At 58.7% G+C, this 22405-nt stretch carries 20 protein-coding genes and 1 tRNA gene; 9 read left to right on the plus strand and 12 right to left on the minus strand.

The window, feature by feature from the left end; genetic code table 11:
* Positions 1–142: 142 nt before the first annotated feature.
* From plsX to ABXH05_RS11435, 5 genes are all read left to right on the plus strand, one after another.
* The gene (gene plsX, locus ABXH05_RS11415) at positions 143–1216 is read left to right on the plus strand and encodes a phosphate acyltransferase PlsX (RefSeq protein ID WP_348140757.1); all 1074 of its coding nucleotides are present in this window, start codon (positions 143–145) and stop codon (positions 1214–1216) included.
* Positions 1213–2181 (plus strand): beta-ketoacyl-ACP synthase III, encoded by a 969-nt coding sequence (locus tag ABXH05_RS11420; protein ID WP_353561120.1) that lies wholly within the window; start codon positions 1213–1215, stop codon positions 2179–2181. The genes plsX and ABXH05_RS11420 overlap by 4 nt, the downstream gene beginning before the upstream one ends.
* A gap of 108 nt (positions 2182–2289) precedes the next feature.
* Complete coding sequence (locus tag ABXH05_RS11425) at positions 2290–2625, plus strand: integration host factor subunit alpha (RefSeq protein ID WP_353561121.1); 336 nt, start codon at positions 2290–2292, stop codon at positions 2623–2625.
* A gap of 35 nt (positions 2626–2660) precedes the next feature.
* Positions 2661–3170: a MerR family transcriptional regulator gene (locus ABXH05_RS11430; protein WP_353561122.1), complete on the plus strand. Its 510-nt coding sequence runs from the start codon at positions 2661–2663 to the stop codon at positions 3168–3170.
* A gap of 107 nt (positions 3171–3277) precedes the next feature.
* Positions 3278–3354, plus strand: a tRNA-Pro gene (locus ABXH05_RS11435).
* 63 nt (positions 3355–3417) lie between these two features.
* Here the strand turns inward: ABXH05_RS11435 and ABXH05_RS11440 are convergent.
* Genes ABXH05_RS11440 through ABXH05_RS11450 form a run of 3 tightly spaced genes read right to left on the minus strand, consistent with a single transcriptional unit; the run spans position 3418 to position 6553 of the window.
* Complete coding sequence (locus tag ABXH05_RS11440) at positions 3418–4677, minus strand: O-antigen ligase family protein (protein ID WP_353561123.1); 1260 nt, start codon at positions 4675–4677, stop codon at positions 3418–3420.
* 1 nt (position 4678) lies between these two features.
* Positions 4679–5914, minus strand: a complete 1236-nt coding sequence (locus ABXH05_RS11445) for a glycosyltransferase family 4 protein (protein ID WP_353561124.1) — start codon at positions 5912–5914, stop codon at positions 4679–4681.
* Between the two features lie 9 nt (positions 5915–5923).
* On the minus strand, positions 5924–6553 hold the full coding sequence (locus ABXH05_RS11450) for a polysaccharide biosynthesis/export family protein (protein ID WP_353561125.1): 630 nt from the start codon (positions 6551–6553) through the stop codon (positions 5924–5926).
* Between the two features lie 269 nt (positions 6554–6822).
* Between ABXH05_RS11450 and ABXH05_RS11455 the strand changes: the two genes are divergently transcribed.
* The gene (locus ABXH05_RS11455) at positions 6823–9132 is read left to right on the plus strand and encodes a Wzz/FepE/Etk N-terminal domain-containing protein (RefSeq protein ID WP_353561126.1); all 2310 of its coding nucleotides are present in this window, start codon (positions 6823–6825) and stop codon (positions 9130–9132) included.
* Here ABXH05_RS11455 and ABXH05_RS11460 read toward each other — a convergent pair.
* The 6 genes from ABXH05_RS11460 to ABXH05_RS11485 all read right to left on the minus strand — a co-directional run bounded on the left by ABXH05_RS11460 (position 9129) and on the right by ABXH05_RS11485 (position 16314).
* Positions 9129–10043 (minus strand): JmjC domain-containing protein, encoded by a 915-nt coding sequence (locus tag ABXH05_RS11460; protein WP_353561127.1) that lies wholly within the window; start codon positions 10041–10043, stop codon positions 9129–9131. The two genes, ABXH05_RS11455 and ABXH05_RS11460, sit on opposite strands and share 4 nt — an antisense overlap.
* On the minus strand, positions 10040–11305 hold the full coding sequence (locus ABXH05_RS11465; RefSeq protein ID WP_353561128.1) for a GNAT family N-acetyltransferase: 1266 nt from the start codon (positions 11303–11305) through the stop codon (positions 10040–10042). The genes ABXH05_RS11460 and ABXH05_RS11465 overlap by 4 nt, the downstream gene beginning before the upstream one ends.
* A 100-nt stretch (positions 11306–11405) precedes the next feature.
* Positions 11406–12815 carry an oligosaccharide flippase family protein gene (locus tag ABXH05_RS11470; RefSeq protein WP_353561129.1) on the minus strand — a complete coding sequence of 470 codons (1410 nt, stop codon included), beginning with the start codon at positions 12813–12815 and terminating at the stop codon, positions 11406–11408.
* A complete protein-coding gene (locus ABXH05_RS11475) occupies positions 12812–14053 on the minus strand; it encodes a GNAT family N-acetyltransferase (protein ID WP_353561130.1) in 1242 nt (413 codons plus the stop codon). Before ABXH05_RS11475 ends, ABXH05_RS11470 begins: the two co-directional genes overlap by 4 nt.
* Positions 14054–14079: 26 nt before the next feature.
* Complete coding sequence (locus tag ABXH05_RS11480) at positions 14080–15009, minus strand: cupin-like domain-containing protein (RefSeq protein ID WP_353561131.1); 930 nt, start codon at positions 15007–15009, stop codon at positions 14080–14082.
* An 87-nt stretch (positions 15010–15096) separates the two neighbouring features.
* Positions 15097–16314 carry a GNAT family N-acetyltransferase gene (locus tag ABXH05_RS11485; RefSeq protein WP_353561132.1) on the minus strand — a complete coding sequence of 406 codons (1218 nt, stop codon included), beginning with the start codon at positions 16312–16314 and terminating at the stop codon, positions 15097–15099.
* A 147-nt stretch (positions 16315–16461) separates the two neighbouring features.
* Here ABXH05_RS11485 and ABXH05_RS11490 point away from each other — a divergent pair, with 147 nt between their 5' ends.
* On the plus strand, positions 16462–17523 hold the full coding sequence (locus ABXH05_RS11490) for a polysaccharide deacetylase family protein (RefSeq protein ID WP_353561133.1): 1062 nt from the start codon (positions 16462–16464) through the stop codon (positions 17521–17523).
* Between the two features lie 29 nt (positions 17524–17552).
* On the opposite strand, the gene ABXH05_RS11495 is transcribed toward ABXH05_RS11490, so the two are convergent.
* Positions 17553–18047 carry a DUF7282 domain-containing protein gene (locus tag ABXH05_RS11495; RefSeq protein WP_353561134.1) on the minus strand — a complete coding sequence of 165 codons (495 nt, stop codon included), beginning with the start codon at positions 18045–18047 and terminating at the stop codon, positions 17553–17555.
* Positions 18048–18406: 359 nt separating this feature from the next.
* Here ABXH05_RS11495 and ABXH05_RS11500 point away from each other — a divergent pair, with 359 nt between their 5' ends.
* Positions 18407–19678, plus strand: a complete 1272-nt coding sequence (locus tag ABXH05_RS11500) for a glycosyltransferase (protein WP_353561135.1) — start codon at positions 18407–18409, stop codon at positions 19676–19678.
* Here ABXH05_RS11500 and ABXH05_RS11505 read toward each other — a convergent pair.
* Positions 19675–19911, minus strand: a complete 237-nt coding sequence (locus tag ABXH05_RS11505; RefSeq protein WP_348140722.1) for a DUF2842 domain-containing protein — start codon at positions 19909–19911, stop codon at positions 19675–19677. The two genes, ABXH05_RS11500 and ABXH05_RS11505, sit on opposite strands and share 4 nt — an antisense overlap.
* A 163-nt stretch (positions 19912–20074) precedes the next feature.
* On the opposite strand from ABXH05_RS11505, the gene ABXH05_RS11510 reads away from it, so the two are divergent.
* Positions 20075–21139 (plus strand): COX15/CtaA family protein, encoded by a 1065-nt coding sequence (locus tag ABXH05_RS11510; RefSeq protein ID WP_353561136.1) that lies wholly within the window; start codon positions 20075–20077, stop codon positions 21137–21139.
* Here ABXH05_RS11510 and ABXH05_RS11515 read toward each other — a convergent pair.
* A complete protein-coding gene (locus ABXH05_RS11515; RefSeq protein ID WP_353561137.1) occupies positions 21118–22395 on the minus strand; it encodes an O-acetylhomoserine aminocarboxypropyltransferase in 1278 nt (425 codons plus the stop codon). The genes ABXH05_RS11510 and ABXH05_RS11515 overlap by 22 nt on opposite strands.
* Between the last annotated feature and the right edge of the window lie 10 nt (positions 22396–22405).

Raw genomic sequence — 22405 nt, forward strand, 5'->3', positions numbered from 1 at the left:
GCTTTATGTTGCACGCCGCCTGCGCCGGGGTCCTTTCTCGTGGATTCGTTTCCTATTTGTGGCTGCAGGCATTCATTCCTGTTCCGGTGCCGGGGGCTTGTCCCCGTGCCAGCCGGGCAACTGATTTGAAGCGGAGTTCTTATTGGCCAGCAGCATTACCATCGCTCTGGATGCCATGGGTGGCGATCTGGGATGTGAAGCTGTGGTCAGTGGGGCGGGTATTGCTCGCGTTCGCCAGCCCGATGTTCACTACGAATTTCACGGCGACGAAGCGCAGCTAAAGCCGCTTCTGGATGCGGATGCCGAACTCAAGGCCGTCTCCACGATCCACCACACAGACGTTGCCATCTCCATGGATGACAAACCAAGCCAGGCACTGCGTGCCGGGCGCAAGGTCTCGAGCATGTGGCTGGCCATTGATGCCGTGAAGCAGGGACGTGCACATGCTGCTGTCAGTTGTGGCAACACCGGCGCTCTCACTGTCATGGCGCGGATGGTGTTGCGCACCATGCCCGGCATCAGCCGCCCGGCACTGGCGGCGATCTGGCCCACCATGCGCGGCGAAACCGTGGTGTTGGACGTAGGTGCCAATGTGGTGGCTGAGCATGACGCGCTGGTGAACTTTGCCATCATGGGCGAAGCCATGGCGCGGACGGCGCTGGGACAGCCCAAGCCAAAGGTTGGTCTGCTGAACATCGGTGCCGAAGAGATGAAGGGCAACGAAGAGATCAAGGCCGCCGCAGAGGTTCTGCGCTCAACGCATATGGATTTCGAGTTTGTCGGTTTCGTTGAAGGCGACGACATTTCAAAGGGCACAGTGGATGTCGTGGTCACCGATGGTTTCACCGGCAACATCGCTCTCAAGACTGCTGAAGGCACAGCGCGTTTGATTGGCGATTATCTGTCCAACGCCATGCGCCGGTCGCTGGCATCGCGTATCGGATATCTGTTTGCGCGCGGGGCATTCAACATTCTGCGTCAGCGCATGGATCCAAGCCGCGTCAATGGCGGCGTGTTCCTTGGCCTTAACGGGGTCGTGGTCAAAAGCCATGGCTCGGCAACCGCTGAAGGCATCGCAGCAGCCCTCGATCTGGCCATCGACATGGCCCGCAACGACATCATCAAGAAAATCGCCGTCGACCTCGAAGAAGTTCATGGCGAGCGCGAAGAAGCAGCACAGCAGGCACAAGCAACACCGGAGCCCAGCACGGTATGATCCGTTCAATTGTAAAAGGCGTCGGCGCGTATCTGCCGGAGCGCATCATTACCAATGCCGAAATGGCCACCTTGGTGGACACGTCCGACGACTGGATTACCGCCCGCACGGGCATTCATCAGCGCCACATAGCAGCCGATGGTGAGCTGACCTCCGATCTGGCCATTGCAGCCTCAAAGGATGCCCTGGCCAATGCCGGTGTCCATGCGGATGATCTGGATCTGATCATTCTGGCAACAGCCACGCCCGACGATACGTTCCCCGCAACTGCCACCGTTGTGCAGGCAGCACTGGGCATGGAGCGCGGGTTTGCGTTTGACATGCAGGCCGTGTGCTCGGGCTTTGTGTATGCCGTCGCGACGGCTGACAATTTCATCAAGGCCGGCCAAGCTAAAAACGTCCTGGTGATCGGGGCTGAAACCTTCTCGCGCATTCTTGACTGGGAAGACCGCACGACGGCTGTTCTGTTCGGCGATGGTGCAGGGGCCCTGGTACTGCAGGCAGGGGAAGGCGAGGGGTCCAATACGGATCGTGGCGTCCTGACAAGTCATCTGCATTCTGATGGTCGTCATCGCAGCAAGCTTTACGTGGACAGTGGTCCGTCGCGCGGCTCTGTTGGTCACCTGCGCATGGAAGGCAAGGAAGTGTTTCGCCATGCTGTGGTGAACATTGCTGAAGCCATCGATGAGGCGCTGGACGCAACAGGCCTTGAGGCCAAGGACATCGACTGGTTCGTGCCGCATCAGGCCAACAAGCGCATTCTGGATGCGACGGCCAAACGCATCGGTCTTGCGCCTGAAACAGTGGTGATGACAGTCGGGCAGCACGCCAATACGTCGGCCGCCTCTGTGCCTCTGGCCCTGGATGTTGCGGTCAAGGATGGGCGTATCAAGCAGGGCGACATGGTCCTGCTGGAAGCGATGGGCGGCGGCTTTACGTGGGGATCGGCCCTCATTCGCTGGTAGGTCACCCGCGCGAACGCATTAACTTTTTGAGTTAAGCTATTGGGGACATTGGGGTTGCGGCATTTAAGCAGCTTGCGATAAGACCGCTTGAGGAGTACAAAAGTAGCCATGAGTCGTACACTTACACGCGCAAATCTGAGCGAGGCCGTCTATCAGGAAGTCGGCCTTTCCCGCAATGAATCCGCTGACTTTGTCGAGCGGGTGCTGGAAGAGATTTCGTCCAGCCTTGAGCAGGGTGAAACCGTCAAGGTCTCATCCTTCGGCGCTTTTTCGGTGCGCGAAAAAGGCGGTCGTGTGGGACGTAACCCGAAAACGGGCGAAGAAGTCCCCATCAAGCCACGACGTGTACTGGTCTTCCGGCCAAGCCATGTGCTCAAGGACCGGGTCAACAAGTCCGCACCACGCGACGATGCGCCGGTTGCTGACAGTCCCGAAGTCGCCTAACCCGGTTGAGCCCCGATTCCGGGCCTGAGGGTTCCATGAACGTGCAGAAGTCACCAGACGCTTTTAGAACCATATCCGAGGTCGCCATGGACCTTGATGTGCCTCAGCACGTGCTGCGTTTCTGGGAGACCAAGTTCACACAGATCAAGCCACTGAAGCGCGGCGGCGGCCGGCGCTACTACCGGCCTGAGGACGTCGATCTGCTGCGCGGCATTCGCACGCTGCTCTATCACGACGGTTACACAATCAAGGGCGTGCAGAAAGTCTTCCGCGAGCAGGGCGTACGCCATGTGAGTGAAATCGGCCGCGAGGAATACGCAGCGGAGCTGGCCGAGGCGGAAGCCGCCGGTGAGGGTGCAGAGCCGCTTGTGGAAGAGCGGGTGCCAGCCACACCTGCGCCCGCATCAACGCAGCATGTGGCTCCGGCGCCATTTCCACCTGTGCCGCTTACGGAAGATCAGCAGATTGAACTTGAGCTGCTTCTCGAAGAGCTGGAGGGCCTCAAAGCCAAGCTTGAGAACGCCCGCGCGGCGACGTGGTTCTGATCCGGAACTGAGCGCAATTTCTGGCGGAGATGGCGTTGCGGATCGGCAGAACCGCCCCTATAGTCCGCCTCCCTCCCGGCGGGATTTGACGTCCTGTCGCGATCTAACGGAGCGTAGCGCAGCCTGGTAGCGCACTTGTCTGGGGGACAAGGGGTCGTCGGTTCAAATCCGGCCGCTCCGACCATATTCGGCGATAAGCCACTTAGCAGGCCGTGTTTGACGTGATGTCAGGCGCGGCCTGTTTGTTTCAGCGGCGCGCGTGGGTAGCAGGCGGTGCTGCCAGCATCAGGCCCCAGATCATCCCCATCAGCACATACAAATGCCGCCAGTGGTTGATGTCGATGATGATGGCCTCGGCAATGAGACCGATGAAGCTTGCAAACGCGACGATGAAGACGCCTCGCCTTGGGCCATGCATGGCGTATTTGAAGCCTCGCACCAGCGTCAGGCCGAAGGCCCCCACCAGGCCCACAAGGCTGATGAAGCCGCCGCTCACAAACACATTCAGATAGACATTGTGGGTGTCCTGGGCTGCGAGCATTCCCCAGTTGTTGGCGCCGATGCCAAAAGGATTGATCATCGCCATCTTCAGGGCTTCAAACTGGCCGGAAAACCGGCCGCCCTGTTTGGTGTCATAGGACTGCAGGCCCAGTCGCTGTTCGAGCAGCTCACGCACTTCGGGAATTGTGATGGCCCAGCCGATGGCGAGGGTGAGCATGACGCCTAGCAGAATGGTGATCATCACGATGCGGCCGCGCTGCCCACGTGTTTCAGGCGCCATGCTGGCCAGCACCGCAAAGGCAGCCGCGGAGAGCATCATGTGCAGCCACGCGCCGCGTGAAAAGCTGAGGAACAGCCCAAGCACCAGCACTGTTGCAATCGGCCCCCAGAAGAAGACGGCAGGCGTTACGCCGCGCGTCGTCATCCGCCAGATGGCATAGATGGTGGGCGGCACCAGGAACGGTCCGTATACGTTGGGGTCTTCAAACAGTCCCTTGGCGCGACCTGACCCCAGCAGAATGTCAGCACCGGGAATGAACCCGAGATAGCCGCCAATGCCCAAGGCAGCCGCGCACAGGCCTGCGAAGATGTAGCCACCCCACAGCGCCTTGAGTGCCCGGTCGGGTGAGGCCGTCACCACTGCCGTGTAGAACACGAAGGTGAGGGTGAGATATGTCGATGTCTGCAGAAACTTGATCGACATATCGATGTAGCGCGCGCCGGTGCCGCCGATCATGTAGCCGCACAGAACCAGAACCATCAGACCAAACGGCAATGCCACGCCGGCAGGAATACGCAGACCCAGCATGAACAGCATGCCGGCCGTTGCGACCATCAGCAGGTCATAGGGTGCAGGTTCGCGCAGCACATAATGAGAGATCGCCATCAGGCAAAACAGCAGGACCGAGGCAAAGGCCGTGTTTGCGATGTCGAGGCCGTGGCTCCAACGCGCCGACGAAGACATATCCTGCGTCTGCGGTGCTGGATGAGCTGCATAAGCAGACATGTCAGGCCCCGTTGGCAGAATGCGGTGTTGCGGGGCTCAACATCTGAGGCACGCCATCGCGAACAGGAAGGCCGGTCAGAGCCGTGCGATAGACGTCATCCACCCCACGCACCATGGTTCCGACTGAGAAGCGATGGGCAATGTCCTGACGCATCTGTTTTGCAACGGTATCCGCCTGCGCCGGTGCATTCAGTGTGCGGGTGATGGCATCTGCCAGCGCCAGAGCGTCTCCGGGCGGCACGAGGCTGTCGGCGCGTCCGGCAAAGATTTCCGGGATGCCGCCGCAATTGGTTGCGACCAGCGGCATGGCAGCGGCCAGTGCTTCCAAAACGATGTAGGGCAGGGACTCTGCCAGGGAGGGCACCACCAACATTCCGGCAGATGCAAAAACCTCACGAGCCGGCATCGCACCGGGAAAGGTGACCATGGGGGCCAGGCCTAGATTGCAGGCCCGGTCGATGAAATGCTCGCGATCTGGTCCATCGCCTGCGATGACGACCCGCAGATTGCGTCCGCGCATGGTTGCCAGCGCATCCAGCAGCACGTCGATGCCTTTCAGCATGCGCAGCTCACCCACAAAGGCGATGTCGTAGGTGCTCTTGCGGTTGGGCAGCGGCAGAAAGTCTGTTTCGCCCACGCCGTTATGCACGATCTGGGACTTGCCTTTTGGGGCGCCTATCTTTTGCGCGAAGACACTGCGCGCGAACTCGCTTTCAAAAATGAAGGCGTCGGTTCGGCTGTTCAGCAGTTTTTCGATGGCGAGATACGCCATGCCTGAAAGAGACGTGGCGTCATAGTGCAGTGATCCACCATGAGGTGTGTAGATGGAGCGCGCTCTGCGGTCCGGAGTGATGTCACTGGGTGGCCGGTGCACAGCCAATCGGGCCATCAGGCCGCCTTTTGCGCCATGCCCGTGCACGATATCCAGTTCCTGGCTCGACCGCAGGGCGCGCACCGTCGTAACGGCCGCAATATCTCGGGGGTCCGCCAGGCGCGACATGAAGATGCGCCGCATACCAAGCGCCAGATCAGGCTCCAACGCAGACAGTGCTTCTTCAGCAGCGGGCGATGTCCCGTTTGAGGCGCACACCACGCCAACACTGTGGCCAGCGGCTACCTGCCCACGCACCAAATCCTGCACATGACGAAACAGCCCACCGGCAGGTGCGCGAAACACATGCAGTATATTGAGCTTGCGCTCGGTCTCATGCTCGATGTGCTGGATTGGGTCGGTCATGATCTGGTCTTAGAAAAACCGTTCGCGGATGAAGATGGTGTCGCCGGGCATAACAAGGGCGTTCGTCTCAGCCTTGAATTCGTTGGAGGCAGTGCGTGTGATGCGCGCGCGTGACGTGTTGGCGCGATAGGTGTACCCACCGGCGATGGCCACAGCCGTCTCAACAGTCATGCCGGAGACGAACGGATATTGTCCCGGAGAGTTGACCTGCCCGAGAATGAAGAACGGGCGAAACCGCGACACTTCAACAGACACATTTGGATTGCGGAGCAATGTCTGCGACAGGGCCTGCTCAATGGACGTCTTGGTCTGTGCAGTAGACAGCCCGCGCACACCCAAAGGCGGCAGCAGGGGCATTGTGATGGAGCCTGAATCATCGACACGGAATGTGCCGGACAGGTTTTCCTGGCCAAACACGATCACACGCAGTTCATCGCCAGCGTCCAGTTGATACTGGGATATGCGTCCGGGCATGGGCGCAGCATGCTGCATGGGCTGCTGACTGGCGGCCTGAGGATGGGCCGGCATCGGAGCTGCAGCAGCCTGCATCTGCGGTTCATTGGAAAAGCCGCCGCAACCCGCCAAAACGAGTGTCGACAAGAGGCTCAATCCACCAAACAGTTTTTGATACGCACGCATGGCTGTCACCGCTACACCTTCGAAATTTTGTCAGGTGTGCGAGCCTAGCCCCGTCACGGTTACCATCGCCTTAGCGTGGGGAGGTAACAGGTGCTCCAAAATCAGCAGGAAATCCGGGAAAATTAATGCGGGTTAACATCCCGGTTACCTTAAGGCCGCTAAAAAACAAGCTGGATCATTTTTGCGCGCGAAGCGATTCGCGGGCGTATGTCCGCTGTCTGCCTTGACCTTTGGTGACCAGCGGTAATGAGGAGCAGTCTAGCTCGCCCATGTCTTACGGTGTGCCCAATCAGGATCGGGATATGTCCGCAGGCGCTCGACCGGCTGACGGGTCTGCTGGTCTGGACGTCTGGGCATTGCTGTCGCGCATCTGGGCCCGCAAGTGGTTCCTGATGCTCTTTGTGCTCTCGGGGATTGTACTTTCCTATGCAGCCCTCAGCACGGTGACACCGCACTACACCGGCGAAGTTCGCATTCTAATTGAAGGGCAGACCCCTGACCCGACCACACCGCTGGCCAATCAGGCTGTGCGCGAAGCGGATCAGAAGAAGATCGAAAGCGAAATTCAGGTCCTGCTCTCGCGCTCTCTCGCGGACCAGGTCGTGACCCAGCTGAAGCTCGACACATGGGATGAGTTCTCAACGACCGGCGGCGGCATGTTTGGGTTCGGTGCCCGCAAGCCCGCCAACCGTGCGGCTGTTATTGGCGCCTATTTCGAACGCCTGAATGTCTATCAGGTTGGCGAGTCCCGCGTTATCGCGATTGATTTTTGGGCCGAACATCCACGCAGCGCCATGATGGTCGCCAATGCCATTGCTGATCTTTACGTAGGCGGACAACTGGATGCCCAGGCTGCCGTGACACGCCGGGCAAGTTCCTGGCTTGATGAGCAGGTGGACAAGCTTCGCGCCCAGGTGCAGGCATCAGAAGCAGCCGTCAGTGAATTCCGCCGCAAGTCCGGCATCTTTGAATCAAACGGCAACCTTCTCAAAAATACAGAGCTTGCCGCTCTCAATGCGCAGCTCATCACGGCAAGCGCTGCACGGTCTGAAGTGAAGGCGCGCTTGGACAGTGCACGGGCGTTGATGCAGTCACCGGCCGGCATCGAAACATCCTCTGAAGTGCTTGATAACCCGCTCATTCGCCAGTTGCGCCAGCAGGAAGTGGCATTGCAGCGGCAGATCACGGATCTGTCTGCGGACCTTCTGCCGCAGCACCCCGATATGATTGCGCGCCTGGCCGAACTTGATGATCTGCGCCGTGCCATTTCAGCTGAAGTCGGCAAGATTGCCCGCCGTCTGGAAAATGATGTGCGTGTGGCAACCGCGCGTGAGAGAACGCTGCGGTCATCCATCGCGCGGCTCAAAAAAGATGTAACCGAGGAAAAGCAGCAGGAAAGCGAGTTGCGCTCCCTTGAACGTGAAGCCGTCGCCAACCGTGGGCTGCTGGAATCGTTTCTTCTTCGCGCCAGTGAGGCAGGTGCCCGTGACGACCGGTCCATTCAGCGGCCTGAAGCGCGCATCATCTCCCGTGCAGAAACACCTGAAAGCCCATCCTTCCCGAAGAAGGCGCCTATCCTGATGCTGGCCTTCATGGCTTCGCTGACGTTTGGACTGTTGATTGTACTCGCAACAGAAATGCTCTCAGGCGCGGCAACACCCGCGCCACGCTATGCTGCGGCACCTTCCATGCGTCGGTCCGCGCCGGTAGCGCCTCCACAAACGGTGCCTGCCGCCTATGGCGGGTCTTACGCCCCTCAAAATGCCTACGCCTATCAGCAGCAGCCTGCGCGGGTTCCGGTGCAGCACTATGCCCAGCAGCCGCAACGGCGCCAGGCGACGCCTGCTTACGCGGTGAATGGCGCACCTGATCCATTTGAGCCTCAGCAGCGCCCGCAAATGCAGGCCCACATGCAGCCGCAGCAGGTTTACAGATCCGCGCCTCCGCCAGCTCCGCCACCGATGCCCAACCATGCAGCCCCACAACAGATGGCACCTCGCCAGCCTGTGACGCAGATGATTGCGCGGCTGCCAGCCAATCCAACGCTGACGCAGCATGACCAATGGGTGCTGAGCCAGTCAGCTCAGGAAATCCTGCGTTTTATTGCCTCGCGCCCCAGCCGTTATGGCCAGCACGTTCCTGGTCGTGTGGTGCGTGTGGCATGTGGCCAGTCCGGCCCCAAAGGCCTCGTCGGCCTTGCAAGGCTGCTGGCACAACAGGGGCAGAGTGTTGTTGTCGTGGGGACATCGCCACAGCCCACTATGGGTCTGACGGATGTCATGAGCCGTCGGTGTGGCTTCGCAGATGTCATGCAGCCCGACACTCAGTCGACCGCGCGCTTCATCGGTTGGGGGTCAATCCCTGTTCACGATGATCCTGCATTGATTGCAAGCGCCATGCAGGCCCTGGCTCAATCAGCACAGATTGTTCTGGTTGGAGATACAGATAGCGTCGTTCTGGGCCTTGCGGCTTCGTTCGACCGCGCGTCTGACACGAGCCTCGTTCTCCTGCGGGGCACCAATGCGCCGACACAGGCATTGCCGCAGACAGATACGGCAGGTCTCATTCAAATCGCCTAAGGCGTGGCAGCTGCGCCGCGCAGCACGTGTCTCTTCACAAACTGTCGCGCCTTCTTGTTGTTCCGAATGGGATCCACGACTGTATTGAGGGCGTCGTAAGCGGCGGCTTTCAGCTTGTCTTTCCCTGACAGTATTCCGGCGCGGTCCTGCGGCAGTCCAATGCGCCGTAGCATGTGGTTGACGGTTGCCACCTTGCGCCGCTGCCATGTTTCAAGATCATGAAACGTAATGCCCATCGAGATGGATACCTCGTCACCATTCTTCACATAGTGAGGATCGTTGAACGGCACACAAACGGCATCGCCTGCACTCAACTCAAACTTCTGTTCCAGCGGCGCAAAGCCGGGCTGGTACTGGATGTATCGGCTTTTGGCGGGTGAGAGTTCGGTGTCTTCAGCAGTTGTCGTTGCCTGATGAGGCAGGATGGTGATCGTTTTTTTACCGGACATCTGGAGAAGGAAATTGTGCTCCGAGTCCAGATGATAGGGCGTGACGCCACCTGGTGAGGTAACGAAACCAAGGGCCACACGATGATCAAAAGCTGAAGTGGCCACACCACTCAAGCAGGCCAGATCATCAATCAGTTCGTCGAGCAGTGCATTGTAGGCGGGGACATGCTCCATGCCCTTGAGCACGATCCATGATCCGCACGTCTCAATCTCCTTGATCGTATTCGCAGCGGACAAGCCGTTGAACGGGACATGCTTTCCGGAGACATCGACAGGGAGATTTGCGAGATTGTAATCCACCTTGTCGCGCGGCAACTCATTTGCCAGATCAGCCATGGCTTCGAGGCTGAACAAGGGATTGCCTGCCAGATCATGACGCATCTTGAACGGCGACATACCTACATGCATGTCGATGTTGCCTTCATGAGCTGAGAAATGTTCCGCGTTTGATGTCTGGTTCATGCTGCTTTCCTTTTCAGCAGACTCTTTTTGATGGTCTTGGTCACTGTCTGGATTTGACGTTTTGCAGATGCTGCGGATTTTTCACTGAGGGCTGTGATGCTGAGCAACGCTGCTGATGTTGGTTTGGATGTCGTCAGGGTGATGTCCTGCATGGCCCGGCGTTCGCGCCACAGGTGATCAATCATCGGGTGATCGGGATTGGCGCAGCTGTCGACCCAGGCAACATCCCTTGACGTCAGGGCGCGGGCGGTCATCTCGAGTTCCAGAAGAACGCCGGGCGAGAAGCGCGCATAGCTTTCGTCATAGGCGATCTTGAAAGAGAACAAGCCGTCGCCGTGGGTTCCGTGCCCTTTGAAGTTGATGATGCTTGCGATCGGTTTGTTGTCCAGACGCAGGGTCAGTGGTGACAGACCGCCAGCGGCTGCAGCCGCGCGACACGCGTCAATGAAGAACCGGGCCTCAGCGGGGCGGGTGGCGATGGCCGTGCCGGCCTGACCCTTCCAGCCCGTGCGTTCGAGTTCAAGGAACTCAAGCACCACGCCCTCTACACAGGCGGGGTCACTCATATCAGGGGTTTCGAAGGTGACGTCCCCTTCGTCGGTAAGACGCCGTTTTAGCCGCCCATATTCCTTGCGTTTCTTTTTCGAGATGCTGGCCGTCAGATAGGCCTCTGCATCCAATTCGCTGTTCAGGATTGCGCGCTCAAAGGTGCGGGTCGTGGCAATGGTCGTATCGGCCACTTCGCGCACTGCTTCGCTCACCGGGCCATCGGCGGCCATGTGGTGCAGGCGCAGCAGGGGAATGCCTTCTGCCGCCAGATGCGCCATCAGGCCGGTCACAGCATCTTTTTCATAGTCCGCGCGCACCAGCGGTGTTGCGAGGAAGGTATGGATGTGTCGCCAGGGGGCGGCGCATTTGGCGGGAATGCCGCGATAGGTTGAGGTGATCTTCAGGGGCACCAGCATCACCAGCCGGTTGGCCATGAGCCTGTCGCGAATGGTCAAGACCCTGACCTGTTTGTGCCCGGGCAGATGGGCCAAAGCCGCCAGCAGGAGTGGCGGTTCATAAAAGGGATTTGGTTCGCTGGCTGAGGCCGCGAGCTCGGTCCATTCGGCGATGAAATCAGCATCCAGTGTTTCGGCGGCCATCCACTGGCTGCTGAAACGTGGGTTGGCGATTGCGGCTGGCGGCACGGTCTGGCCGCGCAGAAGCGGCGCAGGCATTTGCGCTGTTTGGGGATATTTGGTCTCAATCAGGCTCATTTGGCTTCCTGATGCAGCCGATTGTGCCATTGGGGCACAGACGGTCGGGGGTCATGCTGTTACGCAGCAATCCCAATGCCATGCGGACCCAAACCCATCCCTAGCGTCCTGGACGCAGTAGGAACGCGTTGATGCCGAGTTTTTGGTACACGGCAATGGCCAGCGCCGTGAGGTTCGCGATCATCGCAATAATGGTCGCCAGTGCCGCGCCGAGTGTTCCCAATTCAGGTATCAGCAGCAGGTTGAGTCCGGCGTTGAAGACGGCGGAAGCGCAGATGATCTTCGTGGCTGTCATCTGTCTGCCGGTCATCGACAGAAGATATTCCAGCGGACCAACCGTGCATCGGGCGATGTAACCGATGGAGAGGATTACGAGGATCAAATAACCATCCTCAAACCCGTCCCCGAACATGCCGAGGATGTATTGGCCAATGACGAGCAGAACCAGCACGCCCATGAAGCTTGGCCAGAAGCTGACACGGTTCACGCCATCGAGAAACTTCTGGAGGTCTTCGCGTGTGCCGGACGCATTGATCTCGGAGAACTTGGGAACCGTGCGGGCTGTCGTTGCGAAATAGACAAAACCGATGAGGCTCGCGGTGCGCGCGGCTGCGTAATAGATGGCGACGGAGGCGGGGTCCTCGATCTGTCCCAGCATGATGACATCTGTGGACGACATCAAAAGGTACGCGCCTTCAAAAACCAGCATCGGTATGGAAATCATCAGCCAGTAGCCGGCATGGGTGCGGGGCTTGGCGCGAGGTACGGTTGCACGGATGCTGCGCACAAGGATGACAGCCTGAACTGCGATGCCGATGGCAGTTGCGGTAATCATGGCAAACAGCGCGGCAATGGCGTCCGGGGCAATACCCACAAGGACCAGGGCACCGATGCCGAGCAACAGCAGGAGCGGCCGCATCAGATACGGGATGATATAGGCGAGCGTTACCCAGCCGAAGGCCCGCGCTGTCCCTTCCTGCGTGTCCAGCAGGGCATAGAGCGGCAGTACAAGAAGTGCCACGGCAAAGGGCAAAACGTAATAGTCATCGATGTAGGGGTGCACGATCCAAAGCGTGATGCCGCCCAGGACGGATGCCGTGGTCGCTGCGGCGAGCACGATCAGATGCGCTTGCGTCAGCAGTCCCCAAATACGTCCCCAGCGCTGACGGGCCATGTATTCGGGGATAAACCGCATCAAGGACGTGTTGAGGCCGAGCGGCGCCATGGTGCCGACAAAGATGATCCACGTCCAAACGTAGGCGTAGATGCCAAACTCGAACGCGCCCATCCAGCGGGCGAGCAGGGCCAGAGAGACGAAGCTGACACAGGCACCAGCCACGCGAATTGCCATGACCGATGCAGCACCGCGCAGGACGGAGGCAAGATCATCGGCATTGTCCAAGAGGCCTGACAGCTTCGTGGCAATCGGTGCGGGAAGTCTTGATACGATCCTGGCCGTCAGGCGCACAAAGCTGTTTGTCGCAGACTGCTGTGTGTCGAGGGCGGTCATGCAGGGAAGACTGAACGCACGATCCGACGTGCAGACAGTGCCAGGTGGAACAGGGCAGGTGATGCCTTGATCCGTCGCTTGAGCGTATCCTTGATCCGCGAAGGCAGTGCGGACACGTACCCGGCCAGTGTCAGCGAGATACGGATGTCGATGAGATCCAGATGCGCGTCGCACCAGTCCTTCTTGTATCCCTCGTCGCCGACCGTGAGGTCAAAGGCCGAAATGTTGTTGGCAAAGCACCAGCGCAGCAACTCATGCAGATGGATTGTACCTGGTGAGTGGCGCGAGGCTTCACCCTCGGCAACGCTGCCAATCACCGCATAAAAACGGTCGCCCCTGACAAACCCGACATTCCCGGCGATGACGTTGCCATCGAGGGTGAGGGCGGACAGATGAAGGCTGCTGCGCGCGGTGTGATCATCAATCAGGCCGTGCAGAAATGCTTTCACTTCGTCTGAACCAAACGGGTCAATAATGCCGCGCTCGTTCAGCCAAACAGACTTTTGCTGAAGGATGGCATCAAGCATGGCGTGCTGGTCTGCCTGCGTCGTGGGGATGGTGAAGGCCACATCACCGCTTTCGTCCAGCCGCCGGCGACGCTGGCGATCCCGCTTGCGCGTCGATTTGCTGCGCAGGGACGCGTAGAACGCCTCAAAGTCATCATGGTCCAGTGAGATGGCATGGCCGGATGAGGGGTGGGCTGCATGCGGAAGCAGGCCAAGGGGATTTTTGAAACCATCGATCTCGGCAAGGGTCTTGGTGAGACTGAAGGCATCAGCCTTTGGAATACTGGACGCCACAACATTCAAAATGCGGCCCAGCTCTTTGCGTGGCGTCTGACTATTCCATTTGGGATGGATTAGAGGCCCGTGATAGTCCGCCTCATCCTGGGCAAGCCAAACCAGTGTCGACACACCCATCGCGCGCTCAATGGCGAAGGGCAGGATCATTACCAGTTCGCCGTCCGGGTCGCGAACCAGCGCAATGCGCGGTTCAACCTGTCGGGCTTTGCCGACAGTTACCATCCAGGCGCTGAGCCATGCGTGTTGTTGAAAGGCCGTTGCGATGGCCGTCTGTTCAAACAGACGCCACGCAACAGCGCAATCATCAAGGTTTTGATAGATAGAAACGCGGTACTGCAAATCGTCAATCGACCTGACAATCCGAAGGGGTACATCCGCCGCCCGCGCAGCGGACGGGGTCATCACAGAGGTTGGTGAAGAAGCGTTCTGGGACATATGTGCACCCGCCGGATCATCGAGCGCTAGGCCCGATGACCCTCAAATTCGATGTACCCAAGTTCCTTCGACGGATCGACTTCAAAAGTCGTAACGAACTCGCGTTCGTTGGCTTCGAGAAAACCCGTCTTCTTGACCACAAAAGCCAGACAGCACTTTATCAGCGCGGCAATGCCCTTGGTGTCAACGCTCTTGGGGTTCATGCCGAACAGGCGACGCAGCACACCATTGCCGTAGATAACGCCATACTGCTTCATGGCTTCCGGCGTGTAGTAAGCCGTTGTCATGGACACATTGAGACCTTCAATGTTGTCCACGCGATGCGGTGCCTGCATCTCCCAGGACAGAAGATCGCCTGGCTGCAGATCAAAGACCTGCGCGTGCTTGTCCATGTCCTCGGTGTAGGGGACTTCCTCTTCGGTCTCACGCAGCACAACCTGTTCGCGAGAGTGATTGGAAATGAACTCTTCCGTGTTCGGATAGAGCCAAAGACGCTTGGCACCCCGGACGTGGCACAAAACGACTGGTGAGATATCGCAATGATAAAGCACGCGGGCTGACGGGCTGGAAATCAGAATACCCGTGTTGTGGCGCATGTGCTTGAGCTTGGGATTTTTCTCGTTGATTTCTTCGAAGGAGCGGGCCACCAGCGCGTGGTAGCGCGGTGCAACTTCTTCCATGTGCTGGAGATTGATCCAGAGCTTGCCACGCTTGATGGCCTCGACCACGTCAGCCCCGGTACGGCCCTTTATGGAGCCATGACGCCACGTCTCCACGCCATCTGGGTTAAGCGTTGTGGTGTGGATGCTCATATGCTCTTCGGGATAGCCTTCAATCAGCTCCGCGAGCGCATCATCATCAAACAGACCGCTTTCAACAAAGTGGTGTTTGGCTTGAACCGTGCCGGTCGAAAAACGGTCGGCGTTGTCCTGTGTAATATCCAGAATGCGGGACATGCTTGGGGCTCCCCAAAAGTGTCAGTTCACTAAAATCAAAGCCGGTGCTGGCTGTGTGTTCAGCAAAACAGTCGCATAAGGGAGTTACTAAGCCGTGTGCGTACGGTAGTCGTAGAGCCGTTTTCTGAGCTTTTTTGCCAGTGGCCACAGGCGTGGTGACTGCTTGATGTAGCGCTTTGCGGCACGTGCTTTGCCATGCAGCCAAGCTGCAGCGCGGCCTTTGATGGTTAAGCCAATGTAAACGTCAAAAAGGTCTGTCGAAGTGTCGCACCAGTCGTCCTTGTAGTCCTCATCACCCACCGTGAAATCAAACACTTTAAATCCACGAACGGTGCTCCATTCAATCAGCTCATTGAGGTGCAACTGGCCAGGCGAGTGGCATCGATATTCGCCGTCCGTCATGGTGGACAGAACGTAGTAGTATCGGTCACCCCAGGTGAGGCCCCAGTTGGTCGCAACGATGTCGTCACCGGCTTTGAAAGTGGACAGCTGGCATATCTCGGGATGCTGTTCTGCAAGCGCCCGATAGAACGCACGCACATTGGACGTCGCAAAGATGTCGTCAGCGCCCATTTCAGCGAGGCGGGCACGTTTTTGCTCGATCATTACGGAGATGGCTTCTGACCGCGCCTGAGGTGTGCGGGCGACTTTGAATTTCGTGGGGCCTGCCGCCTGTGTCAGCCGTCGTGACCGTTGCCGGAGTTTCTTGCGTGACGACGCGCCGCGTCTTGCCTTGTAGAGATCATCAAACTTGGCATTGAGCGTAAGAGAGTGTGTGCCGGCCGGCCCCCGCTGACTGGGGTAGACGAGCAGGGGGTTAAGCTGGTCGTTCAGAATTTCCGGCATGTCGAGCAGCTTGACCGCGTCAATGCCCCGGGTCAGCCGAAAGGCTTCATCGAAGAGCTTTTTTGCCGTGTCAGTGGTCAGACCTGCCATCAGGTCCCGATCGATCACCGGGCCTTTGAAGTCTGCATGTTCGTCACCGAGCCAGAGCAGCGTCCGCAGACCGGAGCGTGTCTCAATGCCCATGGGAAGAAGCGCCCGCATCACGCCGTCACGGCTGGTTGCCATGATGATGTGCGGCGTGATTCCACGCGCCTTGCCGATGTATGTGTGCCAATTCGAGACCCAGGCCCATGTCTGGAACACATGTGTTGCACTTCGCTGCTCCAGGTTGCGCCAGACGCGTTGGAGCGACGCAATATCGCTGGTGGTGCTGAAGACCATCTCGTCAGTCCTCTGGGGATCGACAAGCTGTTGATTATTCAGCGTTTCTGCGTGTTTCAGGGCCGCAATGGCGTTCATGACAGTACCTTCGGGGGTCAGATTTCTACTGTTACTCCCGCAAAAAGGGTGCCATTGCGGCACTTGTGACCGCACAGAGCCTCGTCAATCGCTTGGCAATCAGTGGGCGTTAATCTGTGCGCCTGTTGAGTGCAACCGAGAGTTTGAATGATGCGTTTGGTCGGCAGTGATGTCTTGAAGTTTGGATTGAGCACCCTGCGTACGACGCGGGCACATCGGGTGCTGGGCAATAGCTGGCGGGGCCTTGGTGCCATCTTCATGCTGCATCGCGTGGTAGAGCATGCGCCCCTGCCGCATGATTTCGCGCCAAACCGGGGACTGGAAGTAACACCCGCCTTTCTTGATGCGGTGATCTCCCGGGTTCGCGACCTGGGCTATGACATTGTCGATCTGGACGAGATGGTTCGCCGCCTGCGCAAAGGAGGCCCAGGTCCCTTTGCTGCCTTTACCTTTGATGATGGCTATCTCGACAACGCCGAACTGGCGCTGCCGATCTTTGAGAAACATGACGCGCCGTTCGCGGTCTATGTGGCGTCTGACCTACCGGACGGCATCGCCGATCTTTGGTGGCTGACGCTTGAAGCGTCCATCCGGGCGCTGGACCATGTGGAAATGGATATCGGGGGAGAGACGATCTCCCACGCTGCGCGCACCGAAAAGGAAATGCGCGGCGCGTGGGAAAGCGTCTATTGGCGGCTGCGTGACGTCAGCGAGGACGATGCGCGTTACGCGGTTGCTCGTCTCGCAGAACTTGCCGGTATCGACGGACAGTCGCTGGCATCGTCACTTTCCATGAGCTGGGACGATGTGCGTCGCCTCAATGCTCATCCACTGTGTACCATTGGTGCGCATACAGCGTCTCACTATGCGCTGGCCAAGCTACCCATGGACCGCGCACGTGAAGACATGATGGCGGGAACTGCACGACTTGAATCTGAGCTTGGCGAGCGACCAACCCACTTTGCCTATCCCTATGGGGATGAAGGCTCCGCTGGTCTGCGTGAGTTTGATTTGTCGTCAGAGCAGCGTTTTGCGTCTGCCGTGACGACGCGCAAGGGCCTGCTGTTTGATGCCCATGGCAATCATCTGCGGGCCTTGCCGCGGCTATCGCTCAATGGCGATTTTCAGGATGTTGATCTGGTGGAGGTTCTGTTGGGCGGTGCGCCATTCGCCCTTTGGAACAAGTTCCGCCGGGTGAATGTCGCCTGATCAAAGCCGCCTGTGGCTAGTCGTAACGTCTACGGCGCAGGGTAGGGGTGGGCGATCATCTTGGTGCCTTCGAACACCGCCTTGTCGGCCACTTCGCGTTCGTTGACGAACACAAAGTCAAAAACCTTGTCGTCATTGACGTCGCTGTGAAGCATGACGATGAACATCTCGCCGGCATCCGGCTCGTCATCAACCGTGATCTCAACGTCCTTGTTGGTGCCATCGCCCACATAAGTGTGGCCGACATAGATGTCGCCATTTGGTTTACCGCCCTCGAAGGGATGCATCACCAGCCAGCCATTCCCAGCAATGTGAACTTCAGGGAACGTGAAAGTCGCACCGTCACGGGTCGCGCCTTCGGTGATGATCCAGTTGTCATCGCCATTGCCCAACGTGATCTGTGGTGCGGCCTCGGCGGTTTCTTCGGCCGGGGCAGCATAGTCTTCCGCCATCAAGGGACCTGCAGCGAGGGTAAAGGCAGCGGCGATAAGGCCTGTGCGAATGGCTGACAAATTGGCTGACATGGGTTTCCTCCGGGTCATTGTTTTTGAACGCCTTTTGCGGCTTGGGATCAGTGTCAGCCCTTGATGCCGGTGCGTCAAAACAAAAATGACCCATGGTCGGAATGGATCAAAAGGCCAAAAAGCCGCATCTTGGATTTGAGGCGGAACCCTCTATAGTCCGCCGCAGATGATCAAATCACGGCGGCTCTGCGGTGAGTCGCCCCATACGAAAGACATGTCATGTCCGCCATTATCGCCATTGCCATTTTCATGGTCGCCTTTCTTGCTCTCAACAAAATGACGTTCGGCCGTTTCGACTAAGCCTTGTTTCTGCCCTTTGCGTCCGCCACATGATGGGGCGCAGGGTAGAAAGGTGACCTATGCGTATTCTGTTGATGACGTTGGGGTCACGCGGCGATGTTCAGCCGTTCATCGCGCTTGGGTGTGAGCTCAAATCAGACGGTCACGATGTGGCTGTTTCAACGGCTGCCAATTTCACAGACATGATTGAAAAGGCGGGGCTTCGGTCAGCGCCTGTGTCCGTTGACATGCAGGCTGAGCTGGAAGGCTCAGTCCTCATGGATGGCATGCGGTCTCTGCGCGGCCTGATCCGGGCGTGGCGGGCGTCTCAGGATCTGATGCAGACACAGCTGCAGGATGTCTGGGACGTGGCACATCGCGAACACCCCGATGTCATCGTCTACCACCCCAAAGCCTTTTCAGCGGTTTACGCGGCGCGCGCGCTGGGCATCGTGGCCATGCCTGTTTACCTGCAACCGGCCTATACGCTGACAGGTGCATTTCCAAATCCGATCTATCCCTGGCGTCGCTCCGGATTTTTGACGCGACCACTGAACCGCGCCTTCTTGTGGCTGACGCGGGTGGGCTACGGCTCGCTCCTCAAGAAGTGGTTTGCTAGGAACAAGGACGTCCCGTCCGATCCTCCCATTGATATCCTCACCGGCTATCACCCTGCAGGCACGCAGGTCCCGCGCTTTCATGCCTTTAGCCGACACCTTGTTCCGAGTCCGGATGATTACGGCATCCACGAAAAGACAACCGGATACTGGTTCGTTGAACCCGATGAGACCTGGCAACCACCAGCCGATCTCGAAGCGTTTTTGAGTACTGGTCCCGCGCCTGTCTATGTCGGCTTTGGCAGCATGCCGTCGCAGGATGCACAGGCACTGACGCGCGATGTTGTGGCTGCATTGGATATGGCCGGGCAACGCGGCATTATCGCGACCGGGTGGAGCGGATTATCCGGCACTGACCTTCCGCCGGAGCACTTTGCATTGGAGAGTGCGCCCCACAGCTGGCTGTTCCCGCGCTGTGCCGCCGTCGTGCACCATGGCGGTGCGGGCAGCACGCACGAAGGTTTGCGCTGGGGCAAGCCGTCCGTCATCTGTCCTGTGTTTGGCGATCAACCGTTCTGGGGGCACGTGGTGGCTGACCTTGGTGCAGGGCCAGGCCCATTGAAGCAAAAGAAGATCACCGGGCCACTTCTGGCCGACCGCATCACGCAGGCGCTTGATCCGGCCATTGCATCTGCTGCGGCGGACATTGGTAACTTGCTAAGGGCAGAAGGCGGCGCACGTCAGGCAGCAAATATCATCACGGAGATCGCCACTGACCGCCAGACGGTGGACTAGATCTGCTGGGGTGGCGAACCGGGATCAGGAATCTGCATCCACTTGATCAGGAAGCCTGCCGGAATGGCCCACAGAATGCCGGCTGCCAGAAAATAGGCAAACTCCAGCACGCCGTTTTCGGGGAGTTTGTAGACCGCAAAGGTCATCACAAACATCGCATAGAGGAACATGAACACCAGCAGCACCACGAGGCCAATGAGTTTGCGCCAGCGCATGGGAATGCCGAATGTCATGGGCGGTCTCCAAAATCAGTCACGGGTGGACCAGTGCTGTTCTGCCAGTTGATGCGGCATCGCGCCGCTGCGCCTGTCAGGCACATCAGTCTATGTTATCGCTCGAACTCAGTCATTTAGGCCGAGATGGCCAAAAGCACCAGCCCGAGCGTCAATCCGTCCCATGAGCACCCCGTTGGAAACCAGTCGTACAGATACCCGTCCCATTGCCATCTGGTTGCTGGGCGTTGCCGCCCTTGTGGCCCTGATGGTGGTTGTTGGTGGTCTGACCCGATTGACCGAATCCGGCCTGTCGATCACCGAGTGGAAACCGGTTACCGGGTCGATCCCGCCGCTGAGTGCCGAGATGTGGCAGGAAGAATTCGACAAGTACCGGCAGATTCCCCAGTACCAGCTGGTCAACAAGGGCATGAGCCTGGATGAGTTCAAGACCATCTATTGGTGGGAGTGGGGCCATCGTTTTCTGGGCCGGTTGATCGGTCTGGCATTTTTTGTGCCCTTCGTCTGGTTTCTCGCCACAGGCCGCCTACGCGGACGGCTGGCCTGGATTTGCGCTGGCCTGTTTGTGCTGGGCGGGCTGCAGGGCTTCATGGGCTGGTACATGGTGGCGTCCGGCCTCACCGAGCGTGTCAGCGTCTCCCAATACCGACTGGCCGCCCATCTTGGATTAGCGTTTCTGATTTTCGCGGCGCTGGTCTGGGTTGCTCTGGACATACTGCGTGGCACGGCTGAGCAGATACAGCGCAGATGGGTCGTGTGGACTGGCGGTCTGGCGCTCCTGGTGTATGTGCAGATTGTGCTGGGGGCGTTCGTTGCCGGGCTCGATGCCGGGATGATCTACAACACCTGGCCGCTGATGGACGGGGCCTTTGTGCCTGACGGGATTTACACAGTCCCGGCTGCGGCTTTCGAGCAGCATCTCACCGTCCAGTTCAATCACCGGATGGTCGCGTATCTCATTACCATTCTGACTGTGATTTTCTTCTGGCGCGTTGTGGCCTCAGGAGCCGACAGGCTTCAGCGGCGTGCCGCCATGTGGTTTGCGACAGCGATCAGCGTCCAGATACTCATTGGCATCTGGACGCTGGTTGCCGTTGTGCCGATCTGGCTTGGCGGGCTTCACCAGTTCGGCGCGGTCATCGTGCTGGGCGTCGCCATGGTGCAACTTCACATTGCTGTCCACGGCACGCCCGATGCTGGCCGTAATCAGGCCTTGGCCAGCGCCTGATCAATATCAGCGATGATGTCGGCCGCATCTTCAATGCCGACAGAGATACGTACCGTGTCGTCACCGGCACCCGCAGCTGCGCGTTGCTCCGGTGACAGCTGGGCGTGGGTGGTGGAGGCGGGGTGAATGATCAGCGACTTGGTGTCACCGATATTGGCCAGGTGGGACAGCATCTCAACTGAATTGCACAATGTCTTGCCTGCCTCAAAACCACCCTTCAGCCCGAAGGTGAAGACAGCGCCTGCGCCCTTGGGGCTGATCTTCTGCATCATGGCGTGGCCGGGATCATCCTTCAGGCCCGCATAGGACACCCACGAGACCTTGTCGTGGCCTTTGAGGTGCTCTGCCACCGTCACTGCATTCTGACAGTGACGCTCCATGCGCAGGGCCAGTGTTTCGCAGCCCGTGAGCAGCAGGAACGCGTTCTGCGGCGAGATGGCCGGACCAAGATCGCGCAGGCCAAGAACTCGGCAGGTGATCGCAAAGGCGATGTTGCCAAAGGTCTCGTGCATCTTCAGGCCATGATAGCTGTCACAGGGTTCGGACAGGGTCGGGTAGTTGCCGGAGGCTGACCAGTCGAAGGTGCCCGCGTCCACAATGATGCCGCCGATAGAGTTGCCGTGACCACCAATGAACTTGGTCAGTGAATGACAGACAATGTCCGCACCCAGTTCGATGGGGCGGCACAGATAAGGCGTCGCCATGGTGTTGTCGACGATGAGCGGAATGCCTGCTTCCTTGGCAATGGCTGCGATCGCGGAAACGTCCTGAACAACACCACCCGGGTTGGCAATGGACTCCATGAAGATCGCGCGGGTCTTGGGACCAATCGCTGCTTTCACGGCTGCAGGGTCGGCCATATCGGCCCAGTCCACATGCCAGTCAAACTTCTTGAAGGCATGGCCGAACTGGTTGATGGAGCCGCCGTAGAGCTGCTTTGCCGCCACGAAGCGGTCACCGGGCTGCATGATGGCGTGGAAGATCAGCAGCTGGGCTGCGTGACCTGAGGCGGTTGCAAGCGCTGCCGTGCCGCCTTCCAGAGAGGCAATGCGCTCTTCAAGTACGGCCTGTGTCGGGTTCATGATGCGCGTATAGATGTTGCCGAATTCTTCCAGGCCGAACAGGCGTGCGGCATGGTCCACATCGTTAAAGACGTAGGATGAGGTCTGATAGATCGGCGTCGCGCGCGCGCCTGTGGTGGGGTCGGGGGCCGCGCCTGCGTGGACGGCGCGTGTTGAAAATCCCTGTTCACTCATCTGTTGTACT

Source organism: Pyruvatibacter sp. HU-CL02332 (assembly GCF_040362765.1).
In the GTDB taxonomy this organism is placed as follows: domain Bacteria; phylum Pseudomonadota; class Alphaproteobacteria; order CGMCC-115125; family CGMCC-115125; genus Pyruvatibacter.